Raw genomic sequence first — 25159 nt, forward strand, 5'->3', positions numbered from 1 at the left:
CTGCCTTTTGGGCCTGTCTATCAGGTCGCGCCCCTGCGGTTAAGTGGAAATTGTCGAGTTGTGAAGACAAATCAATTTATGAATCTGGCGCTCGATGAGGCGCGTGCTGCGGGCGAGCGCGGCGAGGTGCCGATCGGGGCCGTGCTGGTGCTCGATGGCGCCGTGATCGCACGCTCCGGCAACCGCACGCGCGAATTAAACGACGTCACCGCCCACGCGGAAGTCGCGGTGATCCGCATGGCCTGCGAAGCGCTCGACCAGGAGCGACTGACGGGTGCAGACCTCTACGTGACGCTGGAGCCGTGCACGATGTGCGCGGCCGCTATTTCATTCGCCCGCATCCGCAGGCTCTACTATGGGGCGGAAGACCCGAAGGGCGGCGCGGTCGACAATGGGGTGCGCTTCTTTATGCAACCCACATGCCACCATGCTCCGGACGTCTACTCAGGCCTGCAAGAGACCGTGGCTGCGGATATCTTGCGGGCATTCTTTACGCAGAGGAGAGAGACGCAATAATATTGCTTGCCGGCATCGTCCCCGCCATGCTCGCACTGGCAGGTTTCGCCTATGCCAGGATTACGCCCGACAGCAGGGCTGTGCCGATGCAGTGGTCCTTGTCCGGGAAAGTGAACTGGTCCGCGCCCCGCGCCATGGCTTTCGCCTCCATACCGATGCTGGCAATCGCGCTGATGACGGTCCTTGCTGCCACCAGAGCCGGGCACGGCAGGAATATCGGGCTGGTGGGCATTCTGCTGTTCGCGAGCCAAGCGATGCACATCGCGCTCGTCTCCCGCTGGTCAAAAAGACAACGGGGCTGACGCCCCGCTCGATCCGCTTACTGAAGAAGATTCCACCACTGCTTGCCAGAGCCGGCCACGGCAGCTTCTTTCTTTTTCTTCTTCTGCTTCTTGAGTTCCGGTTCGCCGAGATCGTCGAGCTTTGAAGGATCGTCGGCCTGGCGGTACTCCGTCGGCGGATCGGAAATGGAGCGGCGCTGATCGAGATAAGCACCCTTCTGGAGGGCGCGTGCCTCGCGATAGGCCTGGGTCTGCTCTTGGGTGGTGCGACGCCCGCCCTCGATTGCGGAGCTTGCCAGCGGCGAGCGGAAACTCGATTTGTCGCTATTGTCGTCCGCGTCCTTGACCAGGCGCGCGCGCGTTTCTTCCGGGGATTCGATCCACTGCGGATTGTCCTTGCTGGCGATCGATTGCTGCGGCTCGACCAGCGTTTCCCTCGCCGCCGTGGAAGGCAGGACCAAGCCCGGACGCGGGGTGTATTTCACGCCTTTGTTCTTTGGTTCGGCGCCGGTGAGCGAGGTCGACTGGCCGAGGTCGTCCGTCAGCTGCTGGAACGCCGTCTTGTCCGTGCCGTAGCGCGGGCCGCTGGTGCAGCCTGACATCATCGAGCTGCCTGCCATCGCAACAGTCAGGCAGACGCCCAAATGGAACCAACGCTTCGGTAACATGAAAACCCTTCCAGCAATGCCGGTGCAATCATCGCCCAAAAACCGGACAACCGTCCCCCTGACGGAAAAATCCGGCCATTTTCAGGCAGCTTTTACCGGATGAACCGCGAATGCGCAATTCACCCGGCACTTTTCTTCAGTTTTGCACCGCTAGTTCGCGAAGCGCTGCAGCATCGCGTGCCGAGACGTCCGGATAACCGGCATCGGAGCCGACATCGGTGGTGATCCGCCAAGAGCGGGCGCATTTCGTGCCTTCGGCGAGCTTCGGCTCGACGCTCACCTGCGGCACCTCGGACAGGCGGAACGCATCGGCCGGGCCCTCTGCGCCGTCGATCAGGATGCCCGAGGTGATGCAGATCTCCTCGAAGTCCTGACCTTCCAGCGCCCGCAGCAGCGCAGGATCGGCGATGTGCACCACCGGAGCAGCTTCGAGCGACGAGCCGATGCGCTTGTCCTTGCGTTCGATTTCGAGCGCGCCGGTGACAACGGTTCGCACGGCCCGGATCCTCTTCCACTTCTCCGCCAGCGCCTCGTTCTTCCATGCCGCCGGAATGGTCGGGAACTGCTCGAGGTGGACGGAAACCGCCGACGGGTTGCGCGACAGCCATGCCTCCTCGGTCGTGAAGGGCAGCATCGGTGCCAGCCAGGTCACCATGCAATCGAAGATCGTACGGATGACATGCAGGCTGGCGCGACGGCGCAGACTCGACGGCGCGTCGCAGTAGAGCGCATCCTTGCGGATATCGAAGTAGAAGGCCGAGAGCTCGACATTGGCAAAGTCGATGAGCGCCCGGGCGATCTTCTTGAAGTCGAAGGCGTCGTAGTTTTCGCGGACGAGCTGGTCGAGTTCCGCCAGACGATGCAGCATCAGCTGCTCCAGTTCCGGCAGATCGGCGAGCGCGATGACCTCGCCCCTGTCGTGCGCGAGCGTGCCCAGCATCCAGCGGATGGTGTTGCGCAGCTTGCGATAGGCGTCGACGTTGGTCTGGATGATCGTCTTGCCGACGCGCAGGTCGTCCGCATAGTCCGAGGTCATGACCCACAGACGCAGGATGTCGGCGCCGGCGTCCTTCATGATCTCCTGCGGCGAGGTGACGTTGCCCTTGGACTTCGACATCTTCTCGCCCTTCTCGTCCATGGTGAAGCCATGGGTGAGGACGGCGTCGTAAGGCGCGCGGCCGCGGGTGGCGGCCGATTCCAGCAGCGAGGAGTGGAACCAGCCGCGATGCTGGTCGGAGCCTTCCAGGTAGAGATCGGCCGGCCATTTCAGGTCCGGGCGGTCTTCCAGCGTGAAGGTGTGGGTGGAGCCCGAGTCGAACCAGACATCGAGGATGTCCATGACCTGCTTCCACGGCTCGTTCGACTTCTTGCCGAGGAAGCGCTCGCGCGCGCCTTCGGCAAACCAGGCGTCGGCACCTTCCTTTTCAAAGGCTTCTAGGATGCGGGCGTTGACCTCGTCGTCCTGAAGGATCTCGCCCTGCTCATCGACGAAGACGCAAATCGGCACGCCCCACGCCCTTTGACGCGAAAGCACCCAGTCCGGGCGACCTTCGATCATGGCGCGCAGGCGGTTCTGGCCTGCTGATGGCACGAAGCGGGTGTCGTCGATGGCGTTCAGCGCACGAGAACGCAGCGTCGAGCCATCGGCGAGGTTCTTGTCCATGTAGACGAACCACTGCGGCGTGTTGCGGAAGATGACCGGCTTCTTCGAGCGCCACGAGTGCGGATAGGAGTGCTTCAGGCGGCCGCGGGCGAAGAGGTTTTCGGCGGCGATCAGGGCCTTGATGACCAGATCGTTGGCGTTGCCCTTCTTGCCGTTGTCATCCATGACGCGGCCGGGGCCTTCGGCGCGATCGGTGCCGAAGCCGGGGACATCAGCGGTGTAGAAACCAGCGTCGTCGACGGTGAAGGGGATCTTCGACGAGATGCCGCGCGCTTCGAGATTGCGGGCTTCCGCCGTCCAGGCGTCAAAGTCCTCGCGGCCGTGGCCGGGGGCCGTGTGCACGAAGCCGGTGCCAGCGTCGTCGGTGACGTGGTCGCCATCGAGGAGCGGAACCTTGAAGTCGTAGCCGAGCGAGGCGAGAGGATGGGCGCAGGTGATGGCGCCAAGTTCTTCGGCGGTTACGTCGCGCAGGCGCTTGAACTGCAGCTTGGCCTTGGCAAAGGACTCTTCCGCCAGCTTGTCGGCGAAGATCAGCTTTTCGCCAGGGCGCGGACCGAAATCGTTCTCAGCAGCCGTAACTTCATAGAGGCCGTAGGAGACGCGCGACGAATAGGCGATCGCCCGGTTGCCGGGGATCGTCCAGGGGGTCGTGGTCCAGATGACGACATAAGCCCCGACGTACCGGCTTTGAAGCGTTTCGGCCACATCCTTTCTGATCATTTCCCTCTGTTGATCCAGGCTGTCCGCATCACCGGGATCATCAGAATCGATCTGCGGTGAGCAACCGAAACGGTCGGCAACATTGTCCAAAGCTTCGGCATCGGTTGCGATGCCCTTGACCGGAAACTTCACCCAGATCGCGTCGCTCTCGACGTCGTGATACTCCACTTCGGCTTCGGCCAGCGCCGTGCGCTCGACGACCGACCACATGATCGGCTTGGAGCCGCGATAGAGCTGGCCGGTCTTTGCGATCTTCAGCAGTTCGCCGGCGATGCGCGATTCCGCGTGGAAGGCCATCGTCGTGTAGGGATTGTCGAAATCGCCCTCGATGCCGAGGCGCTTGAACTCTTCGGACTGGATCTTGATCCAGTCGGCGGCGAAGTCGCGGCATTCCTGACGGAATTCGTTGACCGGGACCTCGTCCTTGTTCTTACCCTTCTCGCGGTACTTTTCCTCGATCTTCCATTCGATCGGAAGGCCGTGGCAGTCCCAGCCGGGAACGTAGTTGGCGTCGAAGCCGCGCATCTGGAACGAACGGTTGATGACGTCCTTGAGGATCTTGTTCAGCGCGTGGCCGATGTGGATGTTGCCGTTGGCATAGGGAGGGCCGTCGTGGAGGACGAACTTCTCGCGTCCGGCGGCGGAAGCACGCAGCTTCTTGTAGAGACCCATCTGCTGCCAGCGGGCCACCGTTTCCGGCTCCTTCTGCGGCAGGCCGGCGCGCATCGGGAAATCGGTTTCGGGCAGATAGAGGGTCTTCGAGTAGTCGATCTTTTCGGCTGTATCGGTCATGTCTAGCAATCGTCTCTGGCGCCTCGGGATGGCGCAACGGGCTTGAAAATGTTTGGCGACGGAGGCGCTCGTTTGACGAGCGCCAAAAACCCGGACCTTCCGGCCGCTTAGCGCGCGCGGAAGGCCGGGCCGATAATTCGTATCGTGATCGCCAGCCGGAATTTACTCATCGCGCCGGTTCATAGGCGCTTTTGCCGGGAAAAGGAAGAGGGAATTGGGCTTGGAACTCTCAGCGCAAAAGTGCCTGAACGTCACGAAAAGCAGATCCTGCGGTCGAGCTCGCCAAGCGGCTGCACGCCTGAAAGCAGCGCCCTCGCCTCTTCCTCGTCAAGCTTGATCTGCTGGACCAGCGGCTCCAGGCCGTCGAATTTCAGCTCCGGGCGCAGAAAGCCGAAGAAGGACACGCAACAGATCTGGCCGTAGAGATCGCCACTGAAATCGAAAAGATAGGTTTCGAGAAGCGGTGCGCCGGTGTCGGTCACGGTCGGGCGCCGGCCATAGCTCGCCACCGCATCATGGAGTGTGCCGTCGGCCAGGCGGAAGCGGACGGCGTAGATGCCGGACTTAAGCTCGACTTCCGGCGGCAAGCGCATGTTGGCGGTCGGAAAACCGAGCTGCCGCCCGAGCTTCTCGCCGTCGATCACCTCAGCCTCCACGGTATAGTGGTAGCCGAGCATGCCGGCGGCCTCGCTGACATCCCCGTCCTTCAGCCGTTCTCGGATACGGCTCGACGACACGACGTCGGCATTCTCGTCGCGAAACGCATCGATCAGCGTGACGCCGAAGCCGTATTTGTCGCCGGCATCCATCAGGAACGCGGGGCCGCCTTCGCGTCCGCGGCCGAAGTGAAAATCGACGCCGGTGACGACTTCGGACGCGCCCAGCCAATCCTTGAGGATCGAATGGATGAAATCATCGGCGGAACGCTGCGAGAATGCGAGGTCGAAGGGGTACTCGATGACGGCGTTGAAGTCCATGGCTTCGAGAATGCGCGCGCGAAGCGGAGCCGGCGTGATGCGGAAGACGGGGGTTTCCGGCCGGAAGACGGTGCGCGGATGCGGCTCGAACGTCAGCACGAGCGCCGGAATGCCGCGCTCGCTGGCAATCTCCAGCGCCCGATTCAGAACCGATTGATGGCCGCGATGGACGCCGTCGAAATTGCCGATGGCGATAACGCCGCCACTGAGGTGGGTGGGCAAGGGGTTGCGGGTTTCGTTGCGGTGAAAGACGGTCATCGGCTGGCTTTTCTAATGCGGGGTCTCTTATGCGAGGCGGGGCATCCACCACTTCGGCGTCGCTCTTTCCCGCTCCAGGTAGGCTGTGAGGATCGCCTCGTCGGTCTCGCCATTCAGGGTGTACTCCTGCGCATGGATGCCGCCGCTGATATAGAGGAGATCGAGGCCGTAATCGAGAGCGCCGCGCACGTCGGTCGGCATGCCGTCACCTATCGCCAGAACGCGGTCCAGCGGAAAATCGCCATGCGCTTGCCGGGCAACGGACAGAACCGCGTCATAGATTGGCGTGTGCGGCTTGCCGGCGATGCGGGTCTCGCCACCAAGCTGCGTGTAGTAGGCGGCCATTGCGCCGGCGCAGGGAATGATGCGGTGACCACGCTCGACAACGAGATCGGGATTGGCGCAGATCATCGGCACATTGCGCGCCCGAAAATCCGTCAGCATCTCCGTATAGTCTTCCGGGGTTTCCGCCTCGTCGTCGAAGAAGCCGGTGCAGACGACGCTATCGGCCTCCCTGGCGTCGACGCGTTCCACGCCGAGACCTTCAATGAGGGCGACATCGCGCTCCGGGCCGAGAAGAAAGACCTTCCTGGGGCCTTCCGCAATAAGGCGGCGGGTCACATCGCCCGACGTCACGATCCGGTCATAGGCGCCGTCCTGGATTCCGATCTGCTGAAGCTGCGTCACCACCTGCGAAGCAATGCGCGGAGAATTGGTGATGAGGACGACCGTCAGGCCCTCGGCGCGGGCGGCCTCGAGCGCCTGAGCGGCTTTCGGGAAGGGATCGATGCCGTTGTGCAGGACCCCCCATACATCGCAGAACACCGCGTCGTACCGGCTGGTGATTTCCGCAAGGTTCTCGATCCGCTTGGCCATTCCGATTTCCCGATTTGCGTAGAGTGACGGCTGACATCGCAAAGGCAATGCGCGATGGCAAGGCATTTTGCGGTCGCTGGTCGCAAAAGTCCGCCGGACAGGCGTTACAGAAATACCTCTCCGGCTTTCACGAGCAGGCCGGCCAGCGCGCAAATCACCAGGATCTTCACCATCCCGAGCTTGAAACGGAAGAGCAGCACGCAGGCCACGAGAAAAAGCCCGAGCCCTGCGACATCAAGCGTTCGCCATTCCGGCCAGGCGAGGCTGACCAGCGGCAAACCTGCCCCGCCCGTCAACAGCGCGACACGTCCCACCTCGGCAAAGAGCACGTGCAGACCAAACCAGAGCGCCAGGTTGAGAATGACGCCGACGACGGCGGCCGTGATCGCCGACATGGCTGCGGAAAGCGTCGCGTTATCGCGCAGCTTCTCGATGAACGGGGCGCCGGCGAAGATCCAGATGAAGCTTGGGACGAACGTCGCCCATGCCGCCAGCGATGCGCCGAACAGGCCACCCGCCAGCGGCGCCATGGCGATGGGATTGCGGAACCCGGCAAGGAAGCCCACGAAGCAAAGCACCAGCACCAGAGGGCCGGGCGTGGTCTCGGCGAGCGCCAGACCATCCAGCATCTCGCCGGGTTTCAGCCAAGCGTATTTTCCGACAGCGACCTGCGCGACATAGGACAGGACGGCATAGGCGCCACCAAAAGTGATGACCGCCATCTTGGAAAAGAAGACGAAGACCGCACCGAAGACGTTGGTCTCGCCGCTCAGCGTCTCCGCAATCAGGTCTGCCGGCCCATCCAGGCTGCGCACAAAAAGCAGAGGGGACTGCCAGACGAGTATCCAGAACACGAGGACGATGAGGGGCTTGGCAATGGAACGCGTCGTCAGCGGCAGGAAATAGGGGCGCGTTGCCACGTCCGCTGGCGGGTCGTTCCACTGCTTGTCTCGCCTCATCGCAAAGCCGGCTGCGCCCGCCAGGATCACGACCAGTGGGAACGGCAGGTTCAGGAGGAATAGCGCCAGGAACGAGGCGGCTGCGATACAATAGTGAAAGCGGCCCCTCAGCGCCCGACGTCCCAGCCTCAGCAGAGCTTCGATGACAATGGCGAGAACTGCGGCCTTGAGCCCGAAGAACAGGGCCGAGAGCCAGGCCGCATCCTGAAAATACGCGTAGAGGCCGGACAGCACCAGAATGACGGCGAAGCCCGGAAGGATGAAGAGAAGCCCGGCCAGCAACCCGCCGCGGATACCGTGCATGAGCCAGCCGATGTAGGTTGCAAGCTGCTGCGCCTCCGGTCCTGGCAGCAGCATGCAGTAGCTCAGCGCATGCAGGAACCGCTCTTCCGAGATCCAGCGTTTTTCCTCGACGACGACCTTGTGCATCAGCGCAATCTGGCCGGCAGGCCCGCCGAAGCTCAAGCAGCCGATTTTCGCCCAAACGCGCATAGCCTCCTGTAGCGACGGTGCCGCCACGACATCATCGGCCGGGGTTATTTCATTCACGGTCTTTTGCCCCTCGCCCGGCCATCAGCGCGATCGTGTTTTTCTCGGCGTCGCTCTGCTCGATATCATTGGCACGGATATGCGACAATCCCAACGCGCTGGCCCAACGCGCTGGCCCAATGCGTTGACCGGGAGACGGGCGGCTCGCGCCGCGTCGCAGCGATTTCCGTCACATGGTCAATGCGCCGCAGCTGCCGACAAACGATTGTTCGTCCAAGACTATCTGCGATCCTGGATGATTTTTCGCGGGATCGGGCTTTCTGCCATCAAAAAGTTGCACAGGTGTCCTATTGAAAATTGCGAGGTTATCCTTGACTCCCCTACGTGCCATCCCTAAATGCAGGCCGCTAGCACTCACAACAGGCGAGTGCTAACATCCATCCGTGCGGGCCGTTTCTGGCCCGCAAGTGTCATTTGATCGAGGGATTAGACAATGGCAAGCACCAACTTCCGCCCCCTTCACGATCGCGTCGTTGTTCGCCGCGTTGAGTCCGAAGCCAAGACCAAGGGCGGCATCATCATTCCCGATACCGCTAAGGAAAAGCCGCAGGAAGGCGAAATCGTCGCCGTCGGTTCCGGCGCTCGTGACGAGTCCGGCAAGGTCGTCGCTCTCGACGTCAAGGCTGGCGACCGCGTTCTGTTCGGCAAGTGGTCCGGCACCGAAGTCAAGATCGACGGCGAAGACCTTCTGATCATGAAGGAAGCCGACATCATGGGCATCATCGGCTAATCAGCCGACTGCCTTTCCGACATAGCCGACGGGTCCAGAACCCGGACAACTCGAATTCAGGAGTTTCAATCATGGCAGCTAAAGAAATCAAGTTTGGCCGCACCGCGCGCGAAAAGATGCTGCGTGGCGTCGACATTCTCGCTGACGCAGTGAAGGTAACGCTCGGCCCGAAGGGTCGCAATGTCATCATCGACAAGTCCTTCGGCGCTCCGCGCATCACCAAGGACGGCGTTTCTGTCGCCAAGGAAATCGAACTTGAAGACAAGTTCGAGAACATGGGCGCCCAGATGGTCCGCGAAGTTGCTTCGAAGACCAACGATATCGCCGGCGACGGCACCACGACCGCAACCGTTCTTGCCCAGGCGATCGTTCGCGAAGGCAACAAGGCTGTTGCAGCCGGCATGAACCCGATGGACCTGAAGCGTGGCATCGACCTCGCCGTTGCCGACGTCGTGAAGGATCTCCAGGCCAAGGCCAAGAAGATCTCCACTTCGGAAGAAGTCGCGCAGGTCGGCACGATCTCCGCAAACGGCGACAAGCAGGTCGGTCTCGACATTGCTGAAGCCATGCAGAAGGTCGGCAATGAAGGCGTCATCACGGTTGAAGAAGCCAAGACCGCCGAAACCGAACTCGAAGTCGTCGAAGGCATGCAGTTCGACCGCGGCTACCTCAGCCCGTACTTCGTGACCAACCCGGAGAAGATGATCGCAGACCTCGAAGACGTCTTCATTCTCCTTCACGAGAAGAAGCTCTCGAACCTGCAGTCGATGCTCCCGGTTCTCGAAGCTGTCGTCCAGACCGGCAAGCCGCTCCTCATCATTGCTGAAGACGTCGAAGGCGAAGCTCTTGCAACGCTCGTCGTCAACAAGCTGCGCGGCGGCCTGAAGATTGCTGCTGTCAAGGCTCCTGGCTTCGGCGATCGCCGCAAGGCAATGCTCGAAGACATCGCCATCCTGACAGGCGGCACTGTCATCTCCGAAGACCTCGGCATCAAGCTCGAATCCGTAACGCTCGACATGCTCGGCCGTTCGAAGAAGGTTTCGATCTCCAAGGAAAACACCACGATCGTCGACGGCGCTGGCGCCAAGACCGACATCGAAGGCCGCGTTGCGCAGATCAAGGCTCAGATCGAAGAGACCTCGTCGGATTATGACCGCGAAAAGCTGCAGGAACGCCTTGCCAAGCTCGCTGGCGGCGTTGCCGTCATCCGCGTTGGCGGCTCGACGGAAGTCGAAGTCAAGGAAAAGAAGGACCGCATCGACGACGCCCTCAACGCGACGCGCGCTGCTGTTCAGGAAGGCATCGTCGCCGGCGGCGGCATCGCTCTTCTGCGCTCTTCCACGAAGATCACCGCAAAGGGTGAAAACGACGACCAGGAAGCCGGCATCAACATCGTTCGCCGCGCCCTGCAGTCGCTGGTTCGCCAGATCGCTGAAAACGCTGGTGACGAAGCTTCGATCGTTGTCGGCAAGGTGCTCGACAAGGACCAGGACAACTACGGCTACAACGCCCAGACGTCCGAATATGGCGACATGATCGTCATGGGCATCGTCGACCCGCTCAAGGTTGTTCGCACGGCTCTGCAGAACGCTGCTTCTGTCGCATCGCTGCTGATCACCACCGAAGCCATGATCGCCGAACTGCCGAAGAAGGATTCTGCTGGTGGCATGCCTGGCGGCATGGGCGGCATGGGCGGCATGGACATGATGTGATAGGCAAAAGCCTTCGCTGATCCATTTCCGGTCTCCGGAACAGAAGGGCGGTCTTCGGGCCGCCCTTTTTTCGTTGCCTGATTCGTCCACGCCTCGGCCGAATTTCCCGCTGTCGCGAGCTAAAACGTTTGATCAAGCTGAGCCGAGCGCTCCGCCCGGACACGAAGCTTGCGCCAAGCTTGCGACGTCACGCTTTTTTTCAACGCTGAATTTGTCGAAGATCGCATCGGTTTGTGAGGCTTTGTCAGATTTGACGGCTGCCGTAATCGTTTCAGTCCATCATTTTTTGGTTATTTAGCGATTTTTTTGCCATTCCTGCGCGATTTCATCCAAATGTCGCGTTGCACCGACAAAACGTGGGCGTGCAAAAAGCGATTGCCGTTTGCGAAAAAATTCCTATAAATCCGCGCTGCGTTTCACGCTTCGTTGGACAGCGAGAGGTCCTGTGTGACAGGGCTCTCTCGATTACTCGGTACTGACGTCAAACTCAGAATTAGATTTTCAATATTTAAATTATAAGTTGTGTATATTTTTCCGGAGAAAGTGGACGCGGGTGCCCTTAAAAAGGAACCGATCGTCCGTACCCCTTTTCCCGGGTCCCCCGAGCATGACGCCCGGGTGGCATAAACCTGTCCATATTTGTCGGGAGCGCAGCAGGGGAACGCTGCCCCCAAAATGGGGAAAAATTTGTTTAAGATCGCCAAGACCACCGCTACCGCACCACTCATGCCGGGATCGCTGGAACTCAACGACAACGACCCGGAGATGCTCGCTCAATTTTCCGTCGCTGAAACATGGGTAGGGGATTTGTCTAGCGGCGTGATCAGTCTCAAGGCGCGCAGCGCCAAGCTGCATGGTTTGTCAGTGCCGGAGTGCGGCCTCCTGAGCCTCATGCGCTGCTATGACCGGAGCGATCACAATCGCATCCTGGAGATCTTCGAACAGGCAGCGACGCTGTCGGCGTCCTTCTGTTTCTCGACGACGATCACCATGCCGAACGGCTACCGACAGCCGCTCTTCTGCATGGGCGAGTCCAGCGGCTACGAGGAGGGGTATGGCGGCAGCATGCTTGGCATGTTCGTTTTTCCACGCCTCAAGAACGACATCGGCGGCGCTTTCGCCCGTCGCCAATAGATATCTCAGACAGAAAGCCAGCCCCGCGGGACTGGCCTTCCTTGCCTCCGGGCGATCAGGCCGGACGCCGCGGCATGTTCAGACCCTTTTCGCTGGCCGGTCGTGCGATGCAGCGCTCCAGCCAATCCATAACAGCCGGGAATTTCGCGTACTCCAATTCCTCCCTGCCGCCATAGAAAACGTCGGCGCCACGGATCCATGGAAACGTGGTGATGTCGGCAATCGTGTAGAGATCGCCCATGATCCATTGGTGGCCCTTTAACCTCTCCTCCAAAACGCCGAGCAGGCGTTTCCCCTCATCGCGATACCGCTCCATCGGATAGGAATTGTTCGCGACCTTGTCGGCGGCGAACTTGTAGAAGTGGCCGAACTGACCCAGCATCGGCCCGATACCGGCCATCTGGAAGAAGACCCACTGGATTGTTTCGTACCGGCCGGTCGCATCTGCCGGAATGAGCTTGCCGGTCTTTTCCGCGAGATAAAGAAGGATAGCGCCCGATTCGAAGAGGCCGATCGGCTTTCCGTCGGGTCCGTTGGGATCGATGATCGCCGGGATGCGGCCGTTCGGGTTGAGCGAGACGAACTCCGGCGATTTCTGGTCGTTGGTGCCAAAAGAAATCAGATGCGCCTCGTATGGCAAGCCGAGCTCTTCAAGCGCGATGGAAACCTTCACGCCGTTCGGCGTCGGAAGCGAGTAAAGCTGGATGATATCGGGATTATCCGCCGGCCAACGGGCTGCGATCGGAAATGCTGAAAGGTCTGCCATCGTGTTCTCCGTGTTTCGGTGGCCGACCATAGAAGAGGGCGGATGGCAGTGACAAGCAGCGTCCGCCCGGATTATTCGTTCAACAATAGCGAACAAAGTGTCTGCGTTCGTTTATCTTTCCACGACGACGAAAAAAGGCGACAACGTGTCATCCGAGGTCAAGACCGTGCCGGGGGCACAAGACCTCAACCACCATTCAACCGGAGACAACGTCCCATGTCGAATACCAATAACATCGCCATTCTCGTCGCCCGCGTGCTGCTCGCCTTCATGTTCATCATGGCCGGGTTCGGTAAGCTCACGGATCCTGCAGGCACGGCTGGCATGATCGCCGGTGCGGGTCTTCCGGCCTCGGCGGCACTGGCCTATCTCGCTGGCGCCTTCGAGCTGGTGACCGGCCTTGCCGTCCTGCTCGGCTACCAGACCAAGATCATCGGCTTTCTGCTGGCTGCCTTCTGCATCTTCACCGCGCTGGTCTTCCATCTGCCGGCCGTCAACGTTCCTGATTTCCCAGCTGCAGCAAACGGATGGATCAATGCCCTCAACCAGATCATGGTCATGAAGAACTTCACGCTGGCCGGCGCCTACATCTTGCTCGCCATCGTCGGTCCGGGCGTCTACTCGCTCGACGCCCGCCGCGGCGCCTATGCTGCTGCCTAAGCGCTAAGAGCTTCTTCCCCAGCATGCTTGACCCGCCGTCACCAGACGGCGGGTTTTGTCGTTGGTTAACCCTCCCGCTCGGCGCCGGGAAGCGCTGCGATATCGGACAGCCACGGCACGGCCGAACGGCACCAGACCTGCCGACAGGGTTCGAGTTCGACGCGCTGGTCGATGCTGCACCTATCTCTCAGGTGGCAGATGCCGACCGCAAGGGGGTCAATCACCGCCTCGTAGGTCACGTAACCGCAATGGCATTGTCCGGTGATGCGCATGCCCATCCCATCTGACGGGTTCGATGCCGCCATCGACCGAATGCAGGCTATGGAACCCGCTTCGCCAGCCAGACGGTCGCGCCGCCGCATTGCGGATCTTGCGACATCTGCGCGACGACCGCAAAGCCATTTTCCGACAGCAGGGCCGTATACTCCTCGAACGAGAGGCTGGCGTGATAGAGCGGTTCGCCGGCGAACTCGCCCATCGCCACGCCGTCGAAATGGCCTGCGGTGAACATCAGCGCCGCACCCGGCGCCGCAAGGGCTGCGAACCGCGGGAACATCGCCCGCTGGTCGTCCTGCTTCAGGTGGAAGAAACTGTGCCAGGCGAGAATGCCATTATATTTCGCTGGCAGAGAAAATTCTCGCATATCGGCGACGAACCATGACCGATCGGCGAAGCGCTGGCGGCAGAGTCCGATCAGCGTCTCCGACGCATCGACCCCCGTGACGCGAAAGCCGCCGCGGATCAGGCTCGATGCAATCGGCTCCGCTCCACCACAGCCAAGGTCGAGAATATCGCCGCGTGGCGGCACGAGCGAGGTGAACCGGTCCAGCCACGGCTTTTCGAACAAATTGCGGCCGCGAAGCGCGTCGAATGCCACGGCGTTGTGCTCGTAGAGCGAAACGACGTTGTCGTCCTCGCCGACCATTACAGCGCCGAGCGAACGGCGTCGATCAGTCTTGCGACCGACGGCTGATCGGCATGGCTCTCCTTGCGGGCGCGCACCAGGCAAGCCTCCGAACGCAGGATGACGCCGTCGGAAAGAACCTTCAGATGGTTCGCCCGAAGCGTTGAGCCCGTCGAGGTGATGTCGACGATGATGTCCGCCGAACCGGATGCCGGCGCGCCTTCGGTTGCGCCCAGGCTCTCGACGATGCGATAGAGCTGGATGCCGTGCTGGCTGGAGAAGAACTGCTGCGTCAGGCGCCAGTATTTCGTGGCAATGGCCAGGCGGCGGCCATGGCGGGCACGGAAGTCGGCGGCGACGTCCCCCAGATCGGCCATCGTATCGACATCGAGCCAGATCTCGGGCACGGCGACAATGACGTCGGCATGCCCGAAGCCGAGGCGAGCGCAGAACTCGACGCGCTTGTCGGCTTCCGCGAGACCTTCGCGGATCAGGTCCTCGCCGGTGACGCCGAAATCGACGGTGCCGTTTCTGATCTCGCGGGAAATTTCCGAAGCGGAGAGAAACGCGACTTCGACATCGTCCCAGCCCTCGACCCGGCCGCGATAGGAGCGATCGTTGCCGACCGCCGTGATCGGCATTCCGGCGCGTTCGAAAATGGCCGAGGCGTCTTCCTTCATGCGGCCCTTTGAGGGGAGCGCGATGGTAATGGTCATCAGGCGGCCCTCTCGGTTTCGATGCGATCCAGCCAGAGTGAAAAGCCGACGGCCGGAATGCGATCCTTGGCGCCGAGGAAGGTCATCAGCCTGTCGAACCTGCCGCCGCCTGCGAGAACCTGCTGCGAACCTTCCACGCCGATCTCGAACACAAGGCCGGTATAGTAGTCGAGCGGACGCCCAAACGCAGCGCGATAATCGATCAGGGAGAGATCGACGCCTGCGTTTGCAAGAGCAGCCACTCGGCCATCGAAGCGGGAAAGCGCGTTTCCAAGCTTGAGACCAGCCGCATCCGCAAAACCCGAAAGAGCCGCGGAGGCATTGATGAGCGGCACGTTGAGCGACAGGAATTTTTCCAGCACTCCAAAGGCCGCGTCATCGAGGCGGGTTTCCGAAAGGATCAGCTTCTCCTTCAGCCGACGCGCGATGTCGTGCGGTGAACGGCTGGCGTTCGAGGAATAACCGGTCCGGTGCATGGTCGCGTCGATGTGAGCCACGAGGGCCGCCTCGTCGTCAGCGCCGACCAGACGGGCGACGTCATCATCGAGGCCCGTGACGAATTGGGGGCTGACCAGGCTCGCCAGCAGCGTTTCCAGCTGGATCATGTTGCCGAAGGCATGGATCAGGCGCTTCTGCCAGCCGAGCGGCAGGCCTAGCGCCTGAACGACGGCTTCGAAGACCGCCTGATCGCCGAGCGTCACCGAAAGGCGCTTGCCGGGTAGAAGACGGGAGAGAATGCCGGTTGCATCGCCGATCGCACGCGCATCGGCACTCGAGATGTTGATGTCGCCGAGATCCTCGATGCCCGCCTGATAGAATTCGCTACCGCCTTCGCGGCGCTGGCGGAAGACTTCGCCAAGATAGGAATAGCGCTTCGGCGTGCCGGTCGCCGTCTCGATATGCTGCAGGCAGACGGGGATGGTGAACTCGGGGCGCAGGCACAAGCTCGCGCCCGTCTCGCTCTCTGTCATGAAGATGCGACGGCGAAGGTCTTCGCCGGCGATATCGAGGAAGGGTTCGGCCGGCTGGATGACAGGGGTATCGACGCGTTCGGTGCGACGTGCGGCGAATTCCGACAGGAGTTCGGTAGAGAAATCGGGGAGATTTATCAGGGGCATGGTGTTGCTCCAGGGAAAAGTCCCCTCCCCGACCCCTCCCCACAAGGGGGTGGGGCTAACCCGGTGCGCTTGTCGAGCGAAATCGGGCAGTTTCCCGCGCGAGCAAAGGGTCCGTTGAGCAGGGCGGCGCGGCTCAATGCCCCTCCCGCCTGTGGGGAGGGGTTGGGGAGAGGTCTACCGCACATTCTGAGCTCGCTTCCGGTCTTCGGCCTGCGCAGCGAGGATTTCCTTCACCTTGGCGACCAGATCGGCTTGGGGAACGGTTTCCTGTGCAACACGGGCTTCGCGCCAGCTGGCGTTGTCGTCGATCTCGCCGGACAGGCGTTTGCCCTCGATCAGGTCCTTGATCTGCACGACACCCTCGGCGCGCTCGTCGCCGCCCTGGATGATGGCGACGGGACAGCCGCGGCGATCGGCATATTTCAGCTGGTTGCCGAACTTCTTCCAGTTGCCCTGGTACATCTCGGCGCGGATGCCGGCAGCGCGCAGCTCCTGCGTCATGCGCTGGTAGCGGCCCATCGCCTCGACATCGCCGTCCATGACGGTGACGAGCACAGGCGCGATAACGTCGCTCTGGCCGAGCTTGCCGAGGTTCTTCAGCGCCGTCATCAGGCGCGAGACGCCGATGGAAAAACCGGTCGCCGGAACGGGCTGGCCCATGAAGCGGGAAACAAGACCATCATAACGGCCGCCACCGCCGACGGAACCGAAGACGACCTTCTCGCCCTTCTCGTTGGTGACGTCGAAGGTGAGTTCGGCTTCGTAGACTGGGCCGGTGTAGTATTCGAGGCCGCGAACACAGGAAGGATCGATCTTGATGCGATCAGCGCCATATCCGGCCGCCCGGATCATCGGTTCAAGTTGCTCGGTGAGCAGGTTGACGGCGTCGTCATATGGCAGATGAGACATTCCGCCAAACTCGTCCGGGACGCCCCCGGTCTTGGCCGTAACTTGATCAAGCACCTGCTGAAGGCTAGGGACGCTTGAGGACGTTACCACCGCAAGCACAGCTTCGATCTGCCAAGACCAAAGCCCCACGCCCTTGGTGAAGTCACCGCTTTCATCTTTGCGCCCCGGACCAAGGAGTAGACGCACGCCCTCGGGGCCGAACTTGTCGAGCTTGTCGATGGCGCGCAAAACGTTGAGCCGCTGCAAGGCCTTGTCATCGCCGCCGAGGCCGATCGCTTCCAGCACGCCGTCCAGAACCTTGCGGTTGTTGACGCGGATGACGTAGTCGCCGCGCTTGATGCCGAGGGCTTCGAGCGTATCGGCCATCATCATGCACATTTCGGCATCGGCCTGGACGCCCGGCGCGCCGACGGTGTCGGCATCGAACTGCATGAACTGGCGGAAGCGACCCGGGCCGGGCTTCTCGTTGCGGAAGACATAACCGGCGCGATAGGTGCGGTAGGGAAGCTGGATTTCGTTGAAGTTCTCCGCCACGTGGCGGGCGAGCGGCGCCGTCAGGTCGTAGCGCAGCGACATCCACTGGTCGTCGTCGTCCTGCAGCGAGAAGACGCCCTCGTTCGGCCGGTCGGCATCCGGCAGGAACTTGCCTAGCGCATCGGTGTATTCGAACAGCGGCGTCTCGACAGGATCGAAACCATAATGCTCATAGACTCCGCGGATCTTCGCGGTCATCTCGTTGACGGCGCGAATATCGGCCGCCGAACGATCGACGAAGCCGCGGGGAAGTCTGGCCCTGAGCTTTTGTGGTTTCTTCTGCTTGTCGTTCATTTCCAACGTCTTCCGCTCACTGTGACAGTGGCGGTTTCCTAGCGGATTGGGCCCGGTGCGGCAAGGGCGAAGGCCCTTGATCCGGAACACAGAATCGATTGATCGAAGGATTGAGATCGTATGGCGGGAGCTACATCATGATTGCCGAGGCGCTTGTCTATGCCGCGACAATGCCGGTGACGCAAAAGGCGCACCGGAAATTCATAGGGTACTCGGTCAATCTCTGGTCGCGCGCCGGCCGCTGCAGCCGGCAATGGGCGGAGCATGAGGAGAATAGCCGCAACGCAATCCTGCAGGCGATGCCAGGCCTTCGCCAGAGGCGGACGGCCGTCGTTCTCGGCTCCGGCCTGCTTCGCGATGTGCCGATTAAGGAACTCGCGGAAGCCTTTGATACGGTCGTGCTCGTTGACCTCGTTCATCTCGCGTCGGTGCGGCTGTGGCTTACATTCAAGGGCTATCGCAACGTGCGGCTGATCGAGCGCGACTTGTCGGGCTATGATGAACTGGCGGCAGGCAGGGTACCCGAACCTCTCGGCTTTCTGCGCGGCGTTCCCTATCTCGATTTCGTCGTCTCCGCCAACCTCCTGTCGCAGATCGGCCGTGGCGTGGTGCGGCGCTGCGAGGCCGAGGAACCGGGCCGGATGCCCGATGACACCGTCGCGCGACTGATCAGTGCCCATCTTGGCGATCTGGCCGCCCTGCCCTGCAGAACCTGCCTTCTCACCGACATTTCCTACGCCGTCATCGACCGCACCGGCAAAGTCCACGATCACGCGGACCTCTTGCACGGCGTCTCGCCGCCGGCGGCGAAAGCCGAATGGTCATGGCCGGTCGTGCCAATCGGCGAAGAAAGCGTCGACTACCAGATCATTCACCGCGTGATTGCCGCCTATTGAATTGCAGCGTATCGCGGACGCAGTCAAGGATTTATTGTATCACTTTTATTTTGTGATATTCTGCCTATGGAAATTGGCTCTGATGAGCCGAAACGCATAAGGAATTTCGAGAAGCACCGGCTGGATTTCTTCGCTGACGCGTTGATCGTTCCAGCAAGGGAACGCCGCCTGAAAGCCGTCGGGTTCTGGACCGAAGCCGTGATCGCGGTCGTCTTTGCAATCCTTGGGGCGCAAGGCATTTCGGTCATATCGCTGCCCCCGGCCAGCCGCCAGGAAAGGAGACCACATGAACAATTCCAATCGGGTGATCAGACCTCTCACTGACGAAGGGGAGGCAAGGATCCAAAAAGGGACTGCCGAAGACCCGGACAATCCCGAATGGACCGAAGAAGACCTCAGGATAGCCCGTCCCTTTGTCGAGGTGTTTCCCGGACTTGCCGAGAGCATTCGCCGGTCGCGCGGACGGCCTGCCGTGGAGATGCCGAAGCGGCAGATTTCGTTGCGGCTCGATCCTGATGTGATCGATGCCTTCAAGGCAACCGGCAAGGGCTGGCAGGGGCGGATCAACGATGCGCTGCGCAAGGCGGCGAAGCTCTGAAACGGCAAACGGCACGTCTCCAACGGGCACGAAGTATCCGTGAGCCCCACGTCTCGGCGCCACCTCCCCGGCTCGTCTGGCACTTCTGTTTCGGGCTTGTCCAATTTCATTCGCAAGACAGAGGAAGAAAAACCATGTCTCTGAAAACCCTCGCCATTGCCGCAAGCATCGCCCTGTCGACAGTGCCCGCCCTCGCCGAGGATATGCAGATGGACATGAGCAAGCCGATAGGCGATCACAGTGCATCCAGCCATGCCTTCACGGAGGCAACTGACACTATGCACAAGAGCATGATGATCGAGTACAGCGGCGATCCGGATGTCGATTTCGTGCGTGGCATGATCCCGCACCACCAGGGCGCGATCGACATGGCCAGGATCGAGCTCCAATACGGCAAGGATCCGGGCATCCGCAAGCTGGCGGAGGGGGTGATCAAGGCGCAGGAGGCGGAAATCGCCGAAATGCAGGCCTGGCTGAAAGCTCACGGCAATTAGAAGCTTATAGGGATGCCGGCGTATCCACGCCGGCATCCCTAGCATTCAGGCCTTGGGCTCGAATGGCGCCGGACGCCGTCCGGCACCCTGCCGTGCAAGCATCCAGCCCGGATATTCCGGCGCCAGCGCGCTTACCTCGTCAAGCTTCGCCAAATCATCAGCATCCAGCTTCACGCTCACGGCGGCAAGGTTCTGGTTCAGCTGCTCGACCCGCTTGGCGCCGATGATCACTGTGGTTACGAAAGGCTTGGCGAGGATGTAGGCCAGCGCCACTGTCGCCACTCCAACCCCGTGTTTGGCGGCAATCTCGCGCATGGCTGCAACGCAAGCCCAGGCGCGATCCGTGTCTACCGGTGGAAAATCGAAGGTGGCGCGGCGACCTTCGCCGTTGCCGGGTGCACCCGGCCCGTACTTGCCGGACAGAAGACCACCGGCCAGCGGCGACCAGACCATCAGCCCAAGCTTTTCCTCCTGCATCAACGGCACGACGTCGCGTTCGAGATCGCGGCCGGCGATCGAGTAGTAGGCCTGCACCGTCTCGAAGCGGGAAAAGCCGCAGCGCTCTGAGATGCCGAGGGCCTTGGCGATGCGCCAGGCCTGCCAATTGGACACGCCGACGTAGCGGACGAGACCCCGGGACACGAGATCATCCAAGGCGCGCAGGGTTTCGTCGATCGGCGTCACCGTATCGGTGGCATGGATCTGGTAGAGGTCGATATGATCGGTCTGCAGGCGCTTCAAGCTCGCTTCGACAGAATCCATGATATGGCCGCGGGAGGCGCCTCGGTCATTCGGCTTGTCCCCCATGACCCCATAGACCTTGGTGGCGATGACGACGTCCTTGCGGGGAACGCCGAGGTTCTTCAGGGCCTGACCGAGCAGCTTTTCCGACTCTCCGAAGGAATAGACGTCTGCGGTATCGATGAAGTTCACGCCGGCGGCCAACGACCGCTCGACGATCCCGTCGGCGGCCTTCTGATCGACGTCGGCGATAGCGCTCCACATGCTGCCTTCGTCGGCGGCGCCGAAGGTCATGGTGCCGAGGCAGATTTCAGAGACGAACAGTCCCGTATTTCCAAGCTGATTGTAACGCATGGTCGGACGTTTCCTTATGACGGCCGCGAGCAGAGGCTGGCGGATTGACGGGTTGGATTTTTGGTTGTTGGCCTGCGCATGACAGGAGCAGCCGGGCCGCTGCACGGATGAGGCAATCTGAATCTAACGCATAGTGCCAGCTTTTCAACCGGGTCAGCCGCACGCATTTGGCATTCACGCTCCTCTTGTTTCGCGGCAGCCATCGAATAGATTCACGTCAAAATCCCCGGAGAGGACCGATGACGACCCGCACACTGACAACGATCGGTTTCGACGCTGACGACACGCTCTGGCAGAACGAACAGTACTACCGGCTGACCGAGGCGCACTTCACGGAGTTGCTGTCCGATTTCGCCGAGGGGCCGAAGATCTCGGAACGGCTGCTGGAAGCAGAGAAACGCAATCTCCGGCACTATGGCTTCGGCATCAAGGGTTTCACGCTTTCCATGATCGAGACGGCGATCGAGGTGACGGAAGGCAAGGTGTCGGCCGGCGTAATCGCCCGCATTCTCGATACCGGCCGCGATCTGCTGTCGCACCCGGTCGACACGCTGCCGCATGTCCAGGAGACGCTCGAGGCGCTGTCGGAGAGCTACCTTCTCGTCATGATCACCAAGGGCKACCTCTTCGATCAGGAGAGGAAGCTGGCGCAATCAGGGCTCGGCGATTTCTTCCACGCGGTCGAGATCGTGTCCGACAAGACAGCCGTTACCTACCGGCGCATCTTCTCCAAGATCGGCGGCGGACCCGAGCGGGCGATGATGGTCGGCAATTCGCTGAAGTCCGATATTGTTCCGGCCATCGCTGCCGGCAGCTACGGCGTCTTCGTGCCTCACGAACTGACCTGGGTGCTGGAGCATGTCGACGAACCGACGGAGGCGCCGCGGTTTCGAAGGATCGAGCACCTTGGAGAGTTGCTTAGCGTCATCGAGAGCCTCGGCTAGCGTCGCCGTGTTTAAGGCCGTGCCGGGAAGAGCGGCGACGGCTTGCGTTCGTCGGCCGGCGCCGGCATGGCGGGCGGCGCTGCCTGGGGCTCCACAAGGACGCTGTAGGGCGCACCCAGTCCGCGACGCGGCGAGGCCTTCGAATAGTAGGGCCGGAGCAACCAGGTGGTGCTGTTCTTCACCGTTATGCTGTAGCTCTCCCCATCTTCGTCCGTGCCGAAGATCGCCTCGTCGTCGGGAGCGGCAAGATCGAAGATGGCGAGAAAGGCAAACTTGCTCTTTGTCGAGAAACTTATTTTCACATGCTGGCCGGCCTTGACCGGCAGCGTATAGACCCTGCCCTTGCCGAATTTCGTCCAGCCCTTCAGTTCCATTGTCGCAGCTGGAAACTGCAGCTTCTCCAGCTGCTCGCCCGGCTGCAGATCGGGCGTCTGGGCGAATGCCGCGCCGGCCAACAGCGCCAGCGCTGCGGCCATGGCCATCATTATTCTCATGGACGTACCAATGCGTCGCGCATCGCCTCTACCTCGGAGCGGCAGAAGCAGCCTTCGAAATGATCGTTGACGAGACCCATTGCCTGCATGAAGGCATAAACTGTGGTCGGACCGACAAAGGTCCAGCCGCGCTTCTTCAGATTCTTGGAAATGAGGACCGATGTCGGCGTCGTGGGGTTGGCCATGATCGCGGCGCGGTCGACCACGCCGGGGCGTTCGTTGTGGCCGGGCTCGAAGCTCCAGAAATAGCGCGCAAGCGAACCGAATTCCTGCCTGAGTTCAATCGCGCGCTTGGCATTGTTGATCGTCGAGACGATCTTGCCGCGGTGGCGCACGATGCCGGAATCGCCGAGGCAGCGCTCGATATCGGCATCGTCGAACCGGGCTACTTTCTCGAAATCGAAGCGGGCGAAGGCGGCGCGGAAATTCTCGCGCTTTCGCAGGATCGTCAGCCAGGAAAGGCCCGACTGGAAACCTTCCAGGCAGATCTTCTCAAACAGGCGGATGTCGTCGGTGACCGGTCGTCCCCATTCCTCGTCGTGGTAGCGCATGTAGTCCGGCAGATTGGCGTGCCAATGACAACGATGCTTGCCGTCGTCGCCGATGATGATGCCTGTTTCGCTCATAGGTCCGCTTCGTTTCACAGCTGCGAATCCGGCTTTACCACTTAGAAACCCTCTTTCCAAACCGAACGATAACCCTGACGAAAAGTTTATCCGACGCTTTGGCCTTTAATGAATTCGAATTTACCATTCGCTGCAGGACGCGGTGGCAGCATGAGCGCAGGCGGCGTGTGCTGCCAGTGCATTTTCGGCCATTTGTAGAGAGTCCGTCCGATGATGAAATCCGTATTGCTCGCCGCAGCCCTGCTCGGCGTCTTCTCAACCGCCGCCTTTGGCGATGACCGCTATGCGACACGTCCGCCAGTCGTGCTGAGCCCGGACCTTGCTGCTCCCTGGATCATGCAGCTCGGCGGCGGCAAGGTGCGCCCCGTCGTCTACCAGCGACCCGTTCAGCAGCGCGGACTTTTCGCCCCGCGCGCCATTCGACGCGCTCCCCCTGCGCTCGCCCAGCCGGTCTCGGCGATCAATCCAGGCGTTCCCGTGATCCGTCAGCGGGTCGAGCCGCAGTTCCTTCCGCAAATCGTCAGTTACGAGACAAGGGAACGACCGGGTACGATCGTCATCGATACCAACAACCGCTTCCTCTACCTCGTCATGGACGGCGGCAGGGCGCGGCGCTATGGCGTCGGCGTCGGCAAGCCCGGCTTCGAATGGGCGGGCGCGCACAAGGTCACCCGCAAGACTGAGTGGCCCGACTGGACGCCGCCTTCCGAGATGGTCAGCCGCGAGGCCGCAAAGGGGCACTACCTTCCGGCGCGGATGGACGGCGGCCCTGAGAACCCGCTTGGCGCCCGCGCCATGTATCTCGGCTCGACGCTCTACCGTATTCACGGCACCAACGCGCCATGGACGATCGGCAGCGCCGTATCTTCCGGTTGCATCCGGCTGCGCAATGAAGATGTCGTTGACCTTTACGAGCGCGTAAAGGTTGGAACGCGCGTCATCGTCATGTAGTGGGCTTGCCAATACTGCTGCGGGGCAAGAATAGACGCCGGATGGCGCCGAAATTGCCTTAATCGGCACCCAAGACCTTGAATCGGATCGAAGTTCGGGTAGCTTCGATCCGATTTTGCTTTGAGGGAATCAAACATGACGAAATTGACGACGGCTCTTACAGCCGCCGGGCTTATGCTCACCTTACTGTCGACTGCCGCTATGGCCCAGCCGAACACACCCGCCCAACAGGGCAGTCCGGTGGTTCGCGTGGCCCAGATGCCAAAAACCGTGAAGCCGCAATTCAAGCGCCAGAGCGTCCGCCTGGTGACGTCCGAAGCGCCGGGCACGATCATCATCGACACCAACCACAAGTATCTTTACCTCGTCGAAGGCAGGAACCGCGCTACGCGCTACGGTATCGGTGTCGGCCGCGAAGGTTTCGGCTGGTCGGGCGTCGTGAAGATCGGCCGCAAGGCTGAATGGCCGAGCTGGACACCACCGGCGGAAATGCGCGTTCGCGAAGCCGCCAAGGGCCATATCATTCCCGCTTTCCAGGAAGGCGGCGAAGACAATCCGCTCGGCGCACGCGCCATGTATCTCTACAAGGGCGGCAGGGACACGATCTTCCGCATCCATGGCACCAACCAGCCCTGGACGATCGGACTCAACATGTCTTCAGGGTGCATCCGCATGATGAACCAGGATGTGACGCACCTCTATGATCGTGCGCCTGTCGGTACGAAGGTTATCGTCGTCGGCCCCGGCAACAAGCAGGGCGAGGTCAGCTTCGATGACCGCGGTATCGACGTTCTGCGTACGATATTCGGCGGCTGAAGCCCCGACGATCGACAAGCCAGAGGCGGCTGACGCGTCGGCCGCCTACTTGGAGCCGCAACTGACCTTGCCGACGGCGGCAATGGGCTTTGCGCCACCTTCCACCACCATTTCGTAGGTCCCGGAGAATGCCGCAGCAGACTTTCCAGGCTGCTCGGCCGCGATCGCAAGGTTTAAGGTCTGCCCGCCGGCTTCATCGCCACCATTGTAGAATATCTCGAGCCGCAGCTCGCCGCCGTGCGACCAATGGTGCATCAGATTCGATGACGTGAGCACGATCTTCCTGAAGGCCGGCGTGAGTTCGGCGGTCTTGACCTGAATGGCGCCGCGAAAGTGATTGAGCTTGTGTCCCGCATCCGCCTCGAAGCCGCTTTCAATCGTAAAGCGCACATCCTTGTCGTCTGCCGAACAGAAGAACCGGCTGTCGGCGTGAGCGAGCTGGGTCGCTCCACATAGAACCGTTAGCGCGAGGATTGTGCGACGCATGCTGAGCTCCTGAGACTGCCGGA

At 61.3% G+C, this 25159-nt stretch carries 27 protein-coding genes; 12 read left to right on the plus strand and 15 right to left on the minus strand.

Translation table 11 applies throughout. The features are described from left to right. Positions 1 to 78 precede the first annotated feature (78 nt). Positions 79 to 516 carry a nucleoside deaminase gene (locus AC1DMK_RS18825; RefSeq protein WP_477861139.1) on the plus strand — a complete coding sequence of 146 codons (438 nt, stop codon included), beginning with the start codon at positions 79 to 81 and terminating at the stop codon, positions 514 to 516. A gap of 2 nt (positions 517 to 518) precedes the next feature. Then, positions 519 to 818: a hypothetical protein gene (locus tag AC1DMK_RS18830; protein ID WP_477861026.1), complete on the plus strand. Its 300-nt coding sequence runs from the start codon at positions 519 to 521 to the stop codon at positions 816 to 818. 17 nt (positions 819 to 835) lie between these two features. On the opposite strand, the gene AC1DMK_RS18835 is transcribed toward AC1DMK_RS18830, so the two are convergent. From AC1DMK_RS18835 to chrA, 5 genes are all read right to left on the minus strand, one after another. Further along, on the minus strand, positions 836 to 1465 hold the full coding sequence (locus AC1DMK_RS18835) for a hypothetical protein (protein ID WP_037059702.1): 630 nt from the start codon (positions 1463 to 1465) through the stop codon (positions 836 to 838). 136 nt (positions 1466 to 1601) lie between these two features. After that, positions 1602 to 4640 (minus strand): isoleucine--tRNA ligase, encoded by a 3039-nt coding sequence (ileS, locus tag AC1DMK_RS18840; RefSeq protein WP_477861029.1) that lies wholly within the window; start codon positions 4638 to 4640, stop codon positions 1602 to 1604. A gap of 251 nt (positions 4641 to 4891) precedes the next feature. Continuing rightward, positions 4892 to 5875, minus strand: a complete 984-nt coding sequence (locus AC1DMK_RS18845; protein ID WP_037059700.1) for a bifunctional riboflavin kinase/FAD synthetase — start codon at positions 5873 to 5875, stop codon at positions 4892 to 4894. A gap of 27 nt (positions 5876 to 5902) precedes the next feature. After that, positions 5903 to 6751, minus strand: a complete 849-nt coding sequence (locus tag AC1DMK_RS18850) for a TIGR01459 family HAD-type hydrolase (protein WP_037059699.1) — start codon at positions 6749 to 6751, stop codon at positions 5903 to 5905. 104 nt (positions 6752 to 6855) lie between these two features. Then, positions 6856 to 8202: a chromate efflux transporter gene (gene chrA / locus AC1DMK_RS18855; RefSeq protein ID WP_477861141.1), complete on the minus strand. Its 1347-nt coding sequence runs from the start codon at positions 8200 to 8202 to the stop codon at positions 6856 to 6858. 490 nt (positions 8203 to 8692) lie between these two features. Between chrA and groES the strand changes: the two genes are divergently transcribed. The 3 genes from groES (at position 8693) to AC1DMK_RS18870 (ending at position 11835) form a co-directional block, all read left to right on the plus strand. After that, positions 8693 to 8989: a co-chaperone GroES gene (groES, locus tag AC1DMK_RS18860; protein ID WP_037059695.1), complete on the plus strand. Its 297-nt coding sequence runs from the start codon at positions 8693 to 8695 to the stop codon at positions 8987 to 8989. Positions 8990 to 9060: 71 nt separating this feature from the next. Continuing rightward, the gene (groL, locus tag AC1DMK_RS18865) at positions 9061 to 10701 is read left to right on the plus strand and encodes a chaperonin GroEL (RefSeq protein ID WP_037059693.1); all 1641 of its coding nucleotides are present in this window, start codon (positions 9061 to 9063) and stop codon (positions 10699 to 10701) included. Positions 10702 to 11388: 687 nt separating this feature from the next. Further along, a complete protein-coding gene (locus AC1DMK_RS18870) occupies positions 11389 to 11835 on the plus strand; it encodes a hypothetical protein (RefSeq protein ID WP_037059691.1) in 447 nt (148 codons plus the stop codon). A gap of 55 nt (positions 11836 to 11890) precedes the next feature. Here the strand turns inward: AC1DMK_RS18870 and AC1DMK_RS18875 are convergent, their stop codons facing one another. Next, complete coding sequence (locus AC1DMK_RS18875) at positions 11891 to 12601, minus strand: glutathione binding-like protein (RefSeq protein WP_037059689.1); 711 nt, start codon at positions 12599 to 12601, stop codon at positions 11891 to 11893. 216 nt (positions 12602 to 12817) lie between these two features. Between AC1DMK_RS18875 and AC1DMK_RS18880 the strand changes: the two genes are divergently transcribed. Next, positions 12818 to 13261: a DoxX family protein gene (locus AC1DMK_RS18880; protein ID WP_037059686.1), complete on the plus strand. Its 444-nt coding sequence runs from the start codon at positions 12818 to 12820 to the stop codon at positions 13259 to 13261. 65 nt (positions 13262 to 13326) lie between these two features. Here the strand turns inward: AC1DMK_RS18880 and AC1DMK_RS18885 are convergent, their stop codons facing one another. From AC1DMK_RS18885 to hisS, 5 genes are all read right to left on the minus strand, one after another. Further along, positions 13327 to 13533, minus strand: coding sequence for a hypothetical protein (locus AC1DMK_RS18885; protein WP_477861033.1), 207 nt, complete (start codon positions 13531 to 13533; stop codon positions 13327 to 13329). A 47-nt stretch (positions 13534 to 13580) separates the two neighbouring features. After that, entirely contained in the window at positions 13581 to 14186 is a 606-nt protein-coding gene (locus tag AC1DMK_RS18890) for a class I SAM-dependent methyltransferase (protein ID WP_037059684.1), read from the minus strand. Beyond that, positions 14186 to 14881: an ATP phosphoribosyltransferase gene (hisG, locus tag AC1DMK_RS18895; protein ID WP_037059682.1), complete on the minus strand. Its 696-nt coding sequence runs from the start codon at positions 14879 to 14881 to the stop codon at positions 14186 to 14188. The genes AC1DMK_RS18890 and hisG overlap by 1 nt, the downstream gene beginning before the upstream one ends. Further along, the gene (locus AC1DMK_RS18900; protein WP_477861036.1) at positions 14881 to 15999 is read right to left on the minus strand and encodes an ATP phosphoribosyltransferase regulatory subunit; all 1119 of its coding nucleotides are present in this window, start codon (positions 15997 to 15999) and stop codon (positions 14881 to 14883) included. Before AC1DMK_RS18900 ends, hisG begins: the two co-directional genes overlap by 1 nt. A gap of 174 nt (positions 16000 to 16173) precedes the next feature. Next, positions 16174 to 17736, minus strand: coding sequence for a histidine--tRNA ligase (gene hisS, locus AC1DMK_RS18905; protein WP_477861038.1), 1563 nt, complete (start codon positions 17734 to 17736; stop codon positions 16174 to 16176). A gap of 137 nt (positions 17737 to 17873) precedes the next feature. On the opposite strand from hisS, the gene AC1DMK_RS18910 reads away from it, so the two are divergent. The 3 genes from AC1DMK_RS18910 (at position 17874) to copM (ending at position 19724) form a co-directional block, all read left to right on the plus strand. After that, a complete protein-coding gene (locus AC1DMK_RS18910) occupies positions 17874 to 18632 on the plus strand; it encodes a hypothetical protein (RefSeq protein WP_477861040.1) in 759 nt (252 codons plus the stop codon). A 286-nt stretch (positions 18633 to 18918) separates the two neighbouring features. After that, on the plus strand, positions 18919 to 19230 hold the full coding sequence (locus tag AC1DMK_RS18915) for a BrnA antitoxin family protein (RefSeq protein ID WP_477861042.1): 312 nt from the start codon (positions 18919 to 18921) through the stop codon (positions 19228 to 19230). A gap of 134 nt (positions 19231 to 19364) precedes the next feature. Next, a complete protein-coding gene (gene copM, locus AC1DMK_RS18920) occupies positions 19365 to 19724 on the plus strand; it encodes a CopM family metallochaperone (protein ID WP_477861044.1) in 360 nt (119 codons plus the stop codon). Positions 19725 to 19769: 45 nt separating this feature from the next. On the opposite strand, the gene AC1DMK_RS18925 is transcribed toward copM, so the two are convergent. Further along, the gene (locus AC1DMK_RS18925) at positions 19770 to 20819 is read right to left on the minus strand and encodes an aldo/keto reductase (RefSeq protein ID WP_037059668.1); all 1050 of its coding nucleotides are present in this window, start codon (positions 20817 to 20819) and stop codon (positions 19770 to 19772) included. 239 nt (positions 20820 to 21058) lie between these two features. Here AC1DMK_RS18925 and AC1DMK_RS18930 point away from each other — a divergent pair, with 239 nt between their 5' ends. Then, positions 21059 to 21763, plus strand: a complete 705-nt coding sequence (locus tag AC1DMK_RS18930) for an HAD family hydrolase (RefSeq protein WP_477861046.1) — start codon at positions 21059 to 21061, stop codon at positions 21761 to 21763. Between the two features lie 11 nt (positions 21764 to 21774). On the opposite strand, the gene AC1DMK_RS18935 is transcribed toward AC1DMK_RS18930, so the two are convergent. Both AC1DMK_RS18935 and AC1DMK_RS18940 read right to left on the minus strand, forming a co-directional pair. Beyond that, positions 21775 to 22248: a hypothetical protein gene (locus AC1DMK_RS18935; RefSeq protein ID WP_037059663.1), complete on the minus strand. Its 474-nt coding sequence runs from the start codon at positions 22246 to 22248 to the stop codon at positions 21775 to 21777. Positions 22249 to 22253: 5 nt separating this feature from the next. After that, the gene (locus tag AC1DMK_RS18940; protein WP_037059660.1) at positions 22254 to 22883 is read right to left on the minus strand and encodes a DNA-3-methyladenine glycosylase I; all 630 of its coding nucleotides are present in this window, start codon (positions 22881 to 22883) and stop codon (positions 22254 to 22256) included. Positions 22884 to 23093: 210 nt separating this feature from the next. Between AC1DMK_RS18940 and AC1DMK_RS18945 the strand changes: the two genes are divergently transcribed. Together AC1DMK_RS18945 and AC1DMK_RS18950 are read left to right on the plus strand one after the other, a co-directional pair. Then, on the plus strand, positions 23094 to 23834 hold the full coding sequence (locus tag AC1DMK_RS18945; RefSeq protein WP_477861048.1) for a L,D-transpeptidase: 741 nt from the start codon (positions 23094 to 23096) through the stop codon (positions 23832 to 23834). A 135-nt stretch (positions 23835 to 23969) separates the two neighbouring features. Continuing rightward, on the plus strand, positions 23970 to 24650 hold the full coding sequence (locus AC1DMK_RS18950) for a L,D-transpeptidase (RefSeq protein WP_037059656.1): 681 nt from the start codon (positions 23970 to 23972) through the stop codon (positions 24648 to 24650). Between the two features lie 45 nt (positions 24651 to 24695). Here AC1DMK_RS18950 and AC1DMK_RS18955 read toward each other — a convergent pair whose 3' ends face one another. Next, complete coding sequence (locus AC1DMK_RS18955; RefSeq protein WP_477861051.1) at positions 24696 to 25136, minus strand: hypothetical protein; 441 nt, start codon at positions 25134 to 25136, stop codon at positions 24696 to 24698. Positions 25137 to 25159 lie beyond the last annotated feature (23 nt).

Source organism: Rhizobium sp. 05L419, from assembly GCF_056397845.1.

Bases quoted from the DNA above. Each gene is read 5' to 3' on its own strand.
- AC1DMK_RS18890 (WP_037059684.1), bottom strand. From the start codon at position 14,186: ATGGTCGGCGAGGACGACAACGTCGTTTCGCTCTACGAGCACAACGCC.
- AC1DMK_RS18915 (WP_477861042.1), top strand. From the start codon at position 18,919: ATGAACAATTCCAATCGGGTGATCAGACCTCTCACTGACGAAGGGGAG.
- AC1DMK_RS18825 (WP_477861139.1), top strand. From the start codon at position 79: ATGAATCTGGCGCTCGATGAGGCGCGTGCTGCGGGCGAGCGCGGCGAG.
- ileS (WP_477861029.1), bottom strand. From the start codon at position 4,640: ATGACCGATACAGCCGAAAAGATCGACTACTCGAAGACCCTCTATCTG.
- AC1DMK_RS18850 (WP_037059699.1), bottom strand. From the start codon at position 6,751: ATGGCCAAGCGGATCGAGAACCTTGCGGAAATCACCAGCCGGTACGAC.
- AC1DMK_RS18955 (WP_477861051.1), bottom strand. From the start codon at position 25,136: ATGCGTCGCACAATCCTCGCGCTAACGGTTCTATGTGGAGCGACCCAG.
- AC1DMK_RS18910 (WP_477861040.1), top strand. From the start codon at position 17,874: ATGATTGCCGAGGCGCTTGTCTATGCCGCGACAATGCCGGTGACGCAA.
- groL (WP_037059693.1), top strand. From the start codon at position 9,061: ATGGCAGCTAAAGAAATCAAGTTTGGCCGCACCGCGCGCGAAAAGATG.
- AC1DMK_RS18875 (WP_037059689.1), bottom strand. From the start codon at position 12,601: ATGGCAGACCTTTCAGCATTTCCGATCGCAGCCCGTTGGCCGGCGGAT.
- AC1DMK_RS18885 (WP_477861033.1), bottom strand. From the start codon at position 13,533: ATGCGCATCACCGGACAATGCCATTGCGGTTACGTGACCTACGAGGCG.
- AC1DMK_RS18925 (WP_037059668.1), bottom strand. From the start codon at position 20,819: ATGCGTTACAATCAGCTTGGAAATACGGGACTGTTCGTCTCTGAAATC.
- AC1DMK_RS18880 (WP_037059686.1), top strand. From the start codon at position 12,818: ATGTCGAATACCAATAACATCGCCATTCTCGTCGCCCGCGTGCTGCTC.
- AC1DMK_RS18835 (WP_037059702.1), bottom strand. From the start codon at position 1,465: ATGTTACCGAAGCGTTGGTTCCATTTGGGCGTCTGCCTGACTGTTGCG.
- AC1DMK_RS18845 (WP_037059700.1), bottom strand. From the start codon at position 5,875: ATGACCGTCTTTCACCGCAACGAAACCCGCAACCCCTTGCCCACCCAC.
- AC1DMK_RS18935 (WP_037059663.1), bottom strand. From the start codon at position 22,248: ATGATGGCCATGGCCGCAGCGCTGGCGCTGTTGGCCGGCGCGGCATTC.
- copM (WP_477861044.1), top strand. From the start codon at position 19,365: ATGTCTCTGAAAACCCTCGCCATTGCCGCAAGCATCGCCCTGTCGACA.
- AC1DMK_RS18945 (WP_477861048.1), top strand. From the start codon at position 23,094: ATGATGAAATCCGTATTGCTCGCCGCAGCCCTGCTCGGCGTCTTCTCA.
- AC1DMK_RS18900 (WP_477861036.1), bottom strand. From the start codon at position 15,999: ATGCCCCTGATAAATCTCCCCGATTTCTCTACCGAACTCCTGTCGGAA.
- chrA (WP_477861141.1), bottom strand. From the start codon at position 8,202: ATGCGCGTTTGGGCGAAAATCGGCTGCTTGAGCTTCGGCGGGCCTGCC.
- hisS (WP_477861038.1), bottom strand. From the start codon at position 17,736: ATGAACGACAAGCAGAAGAAACCACAAAAGCTCAGGGCCAGACTTCCC.
- groES (WP_037059695.1), top strand. From the start codon at position 8,693: ATGGCAAGCACCAACTTCCGCCCCCTTCACGATCGCGTCGTTGTTCGC.
- AC1DMK_RS18940 (WP_037059660.1), bottom strand. From the start codon at position 22,883: ATGAGCGAAACAGGCATCATCATCGGCGACGACGGCAAGCATCGTTGT.
- AC1DMK_RS18950 (WP_037059656.1), top strand. From the start codon at position 23,970: ATGACGAAATTGACGACGGCTCTTACAGCCGCCGGGCTTATGCTCACC.
- hisG (WP_037059682.1), bottom strand. From the start codon at position 14,881: ATGACCATTACCATCGCGCTCCCCTCAAAGGGCCGCATGAAGGAAGAC.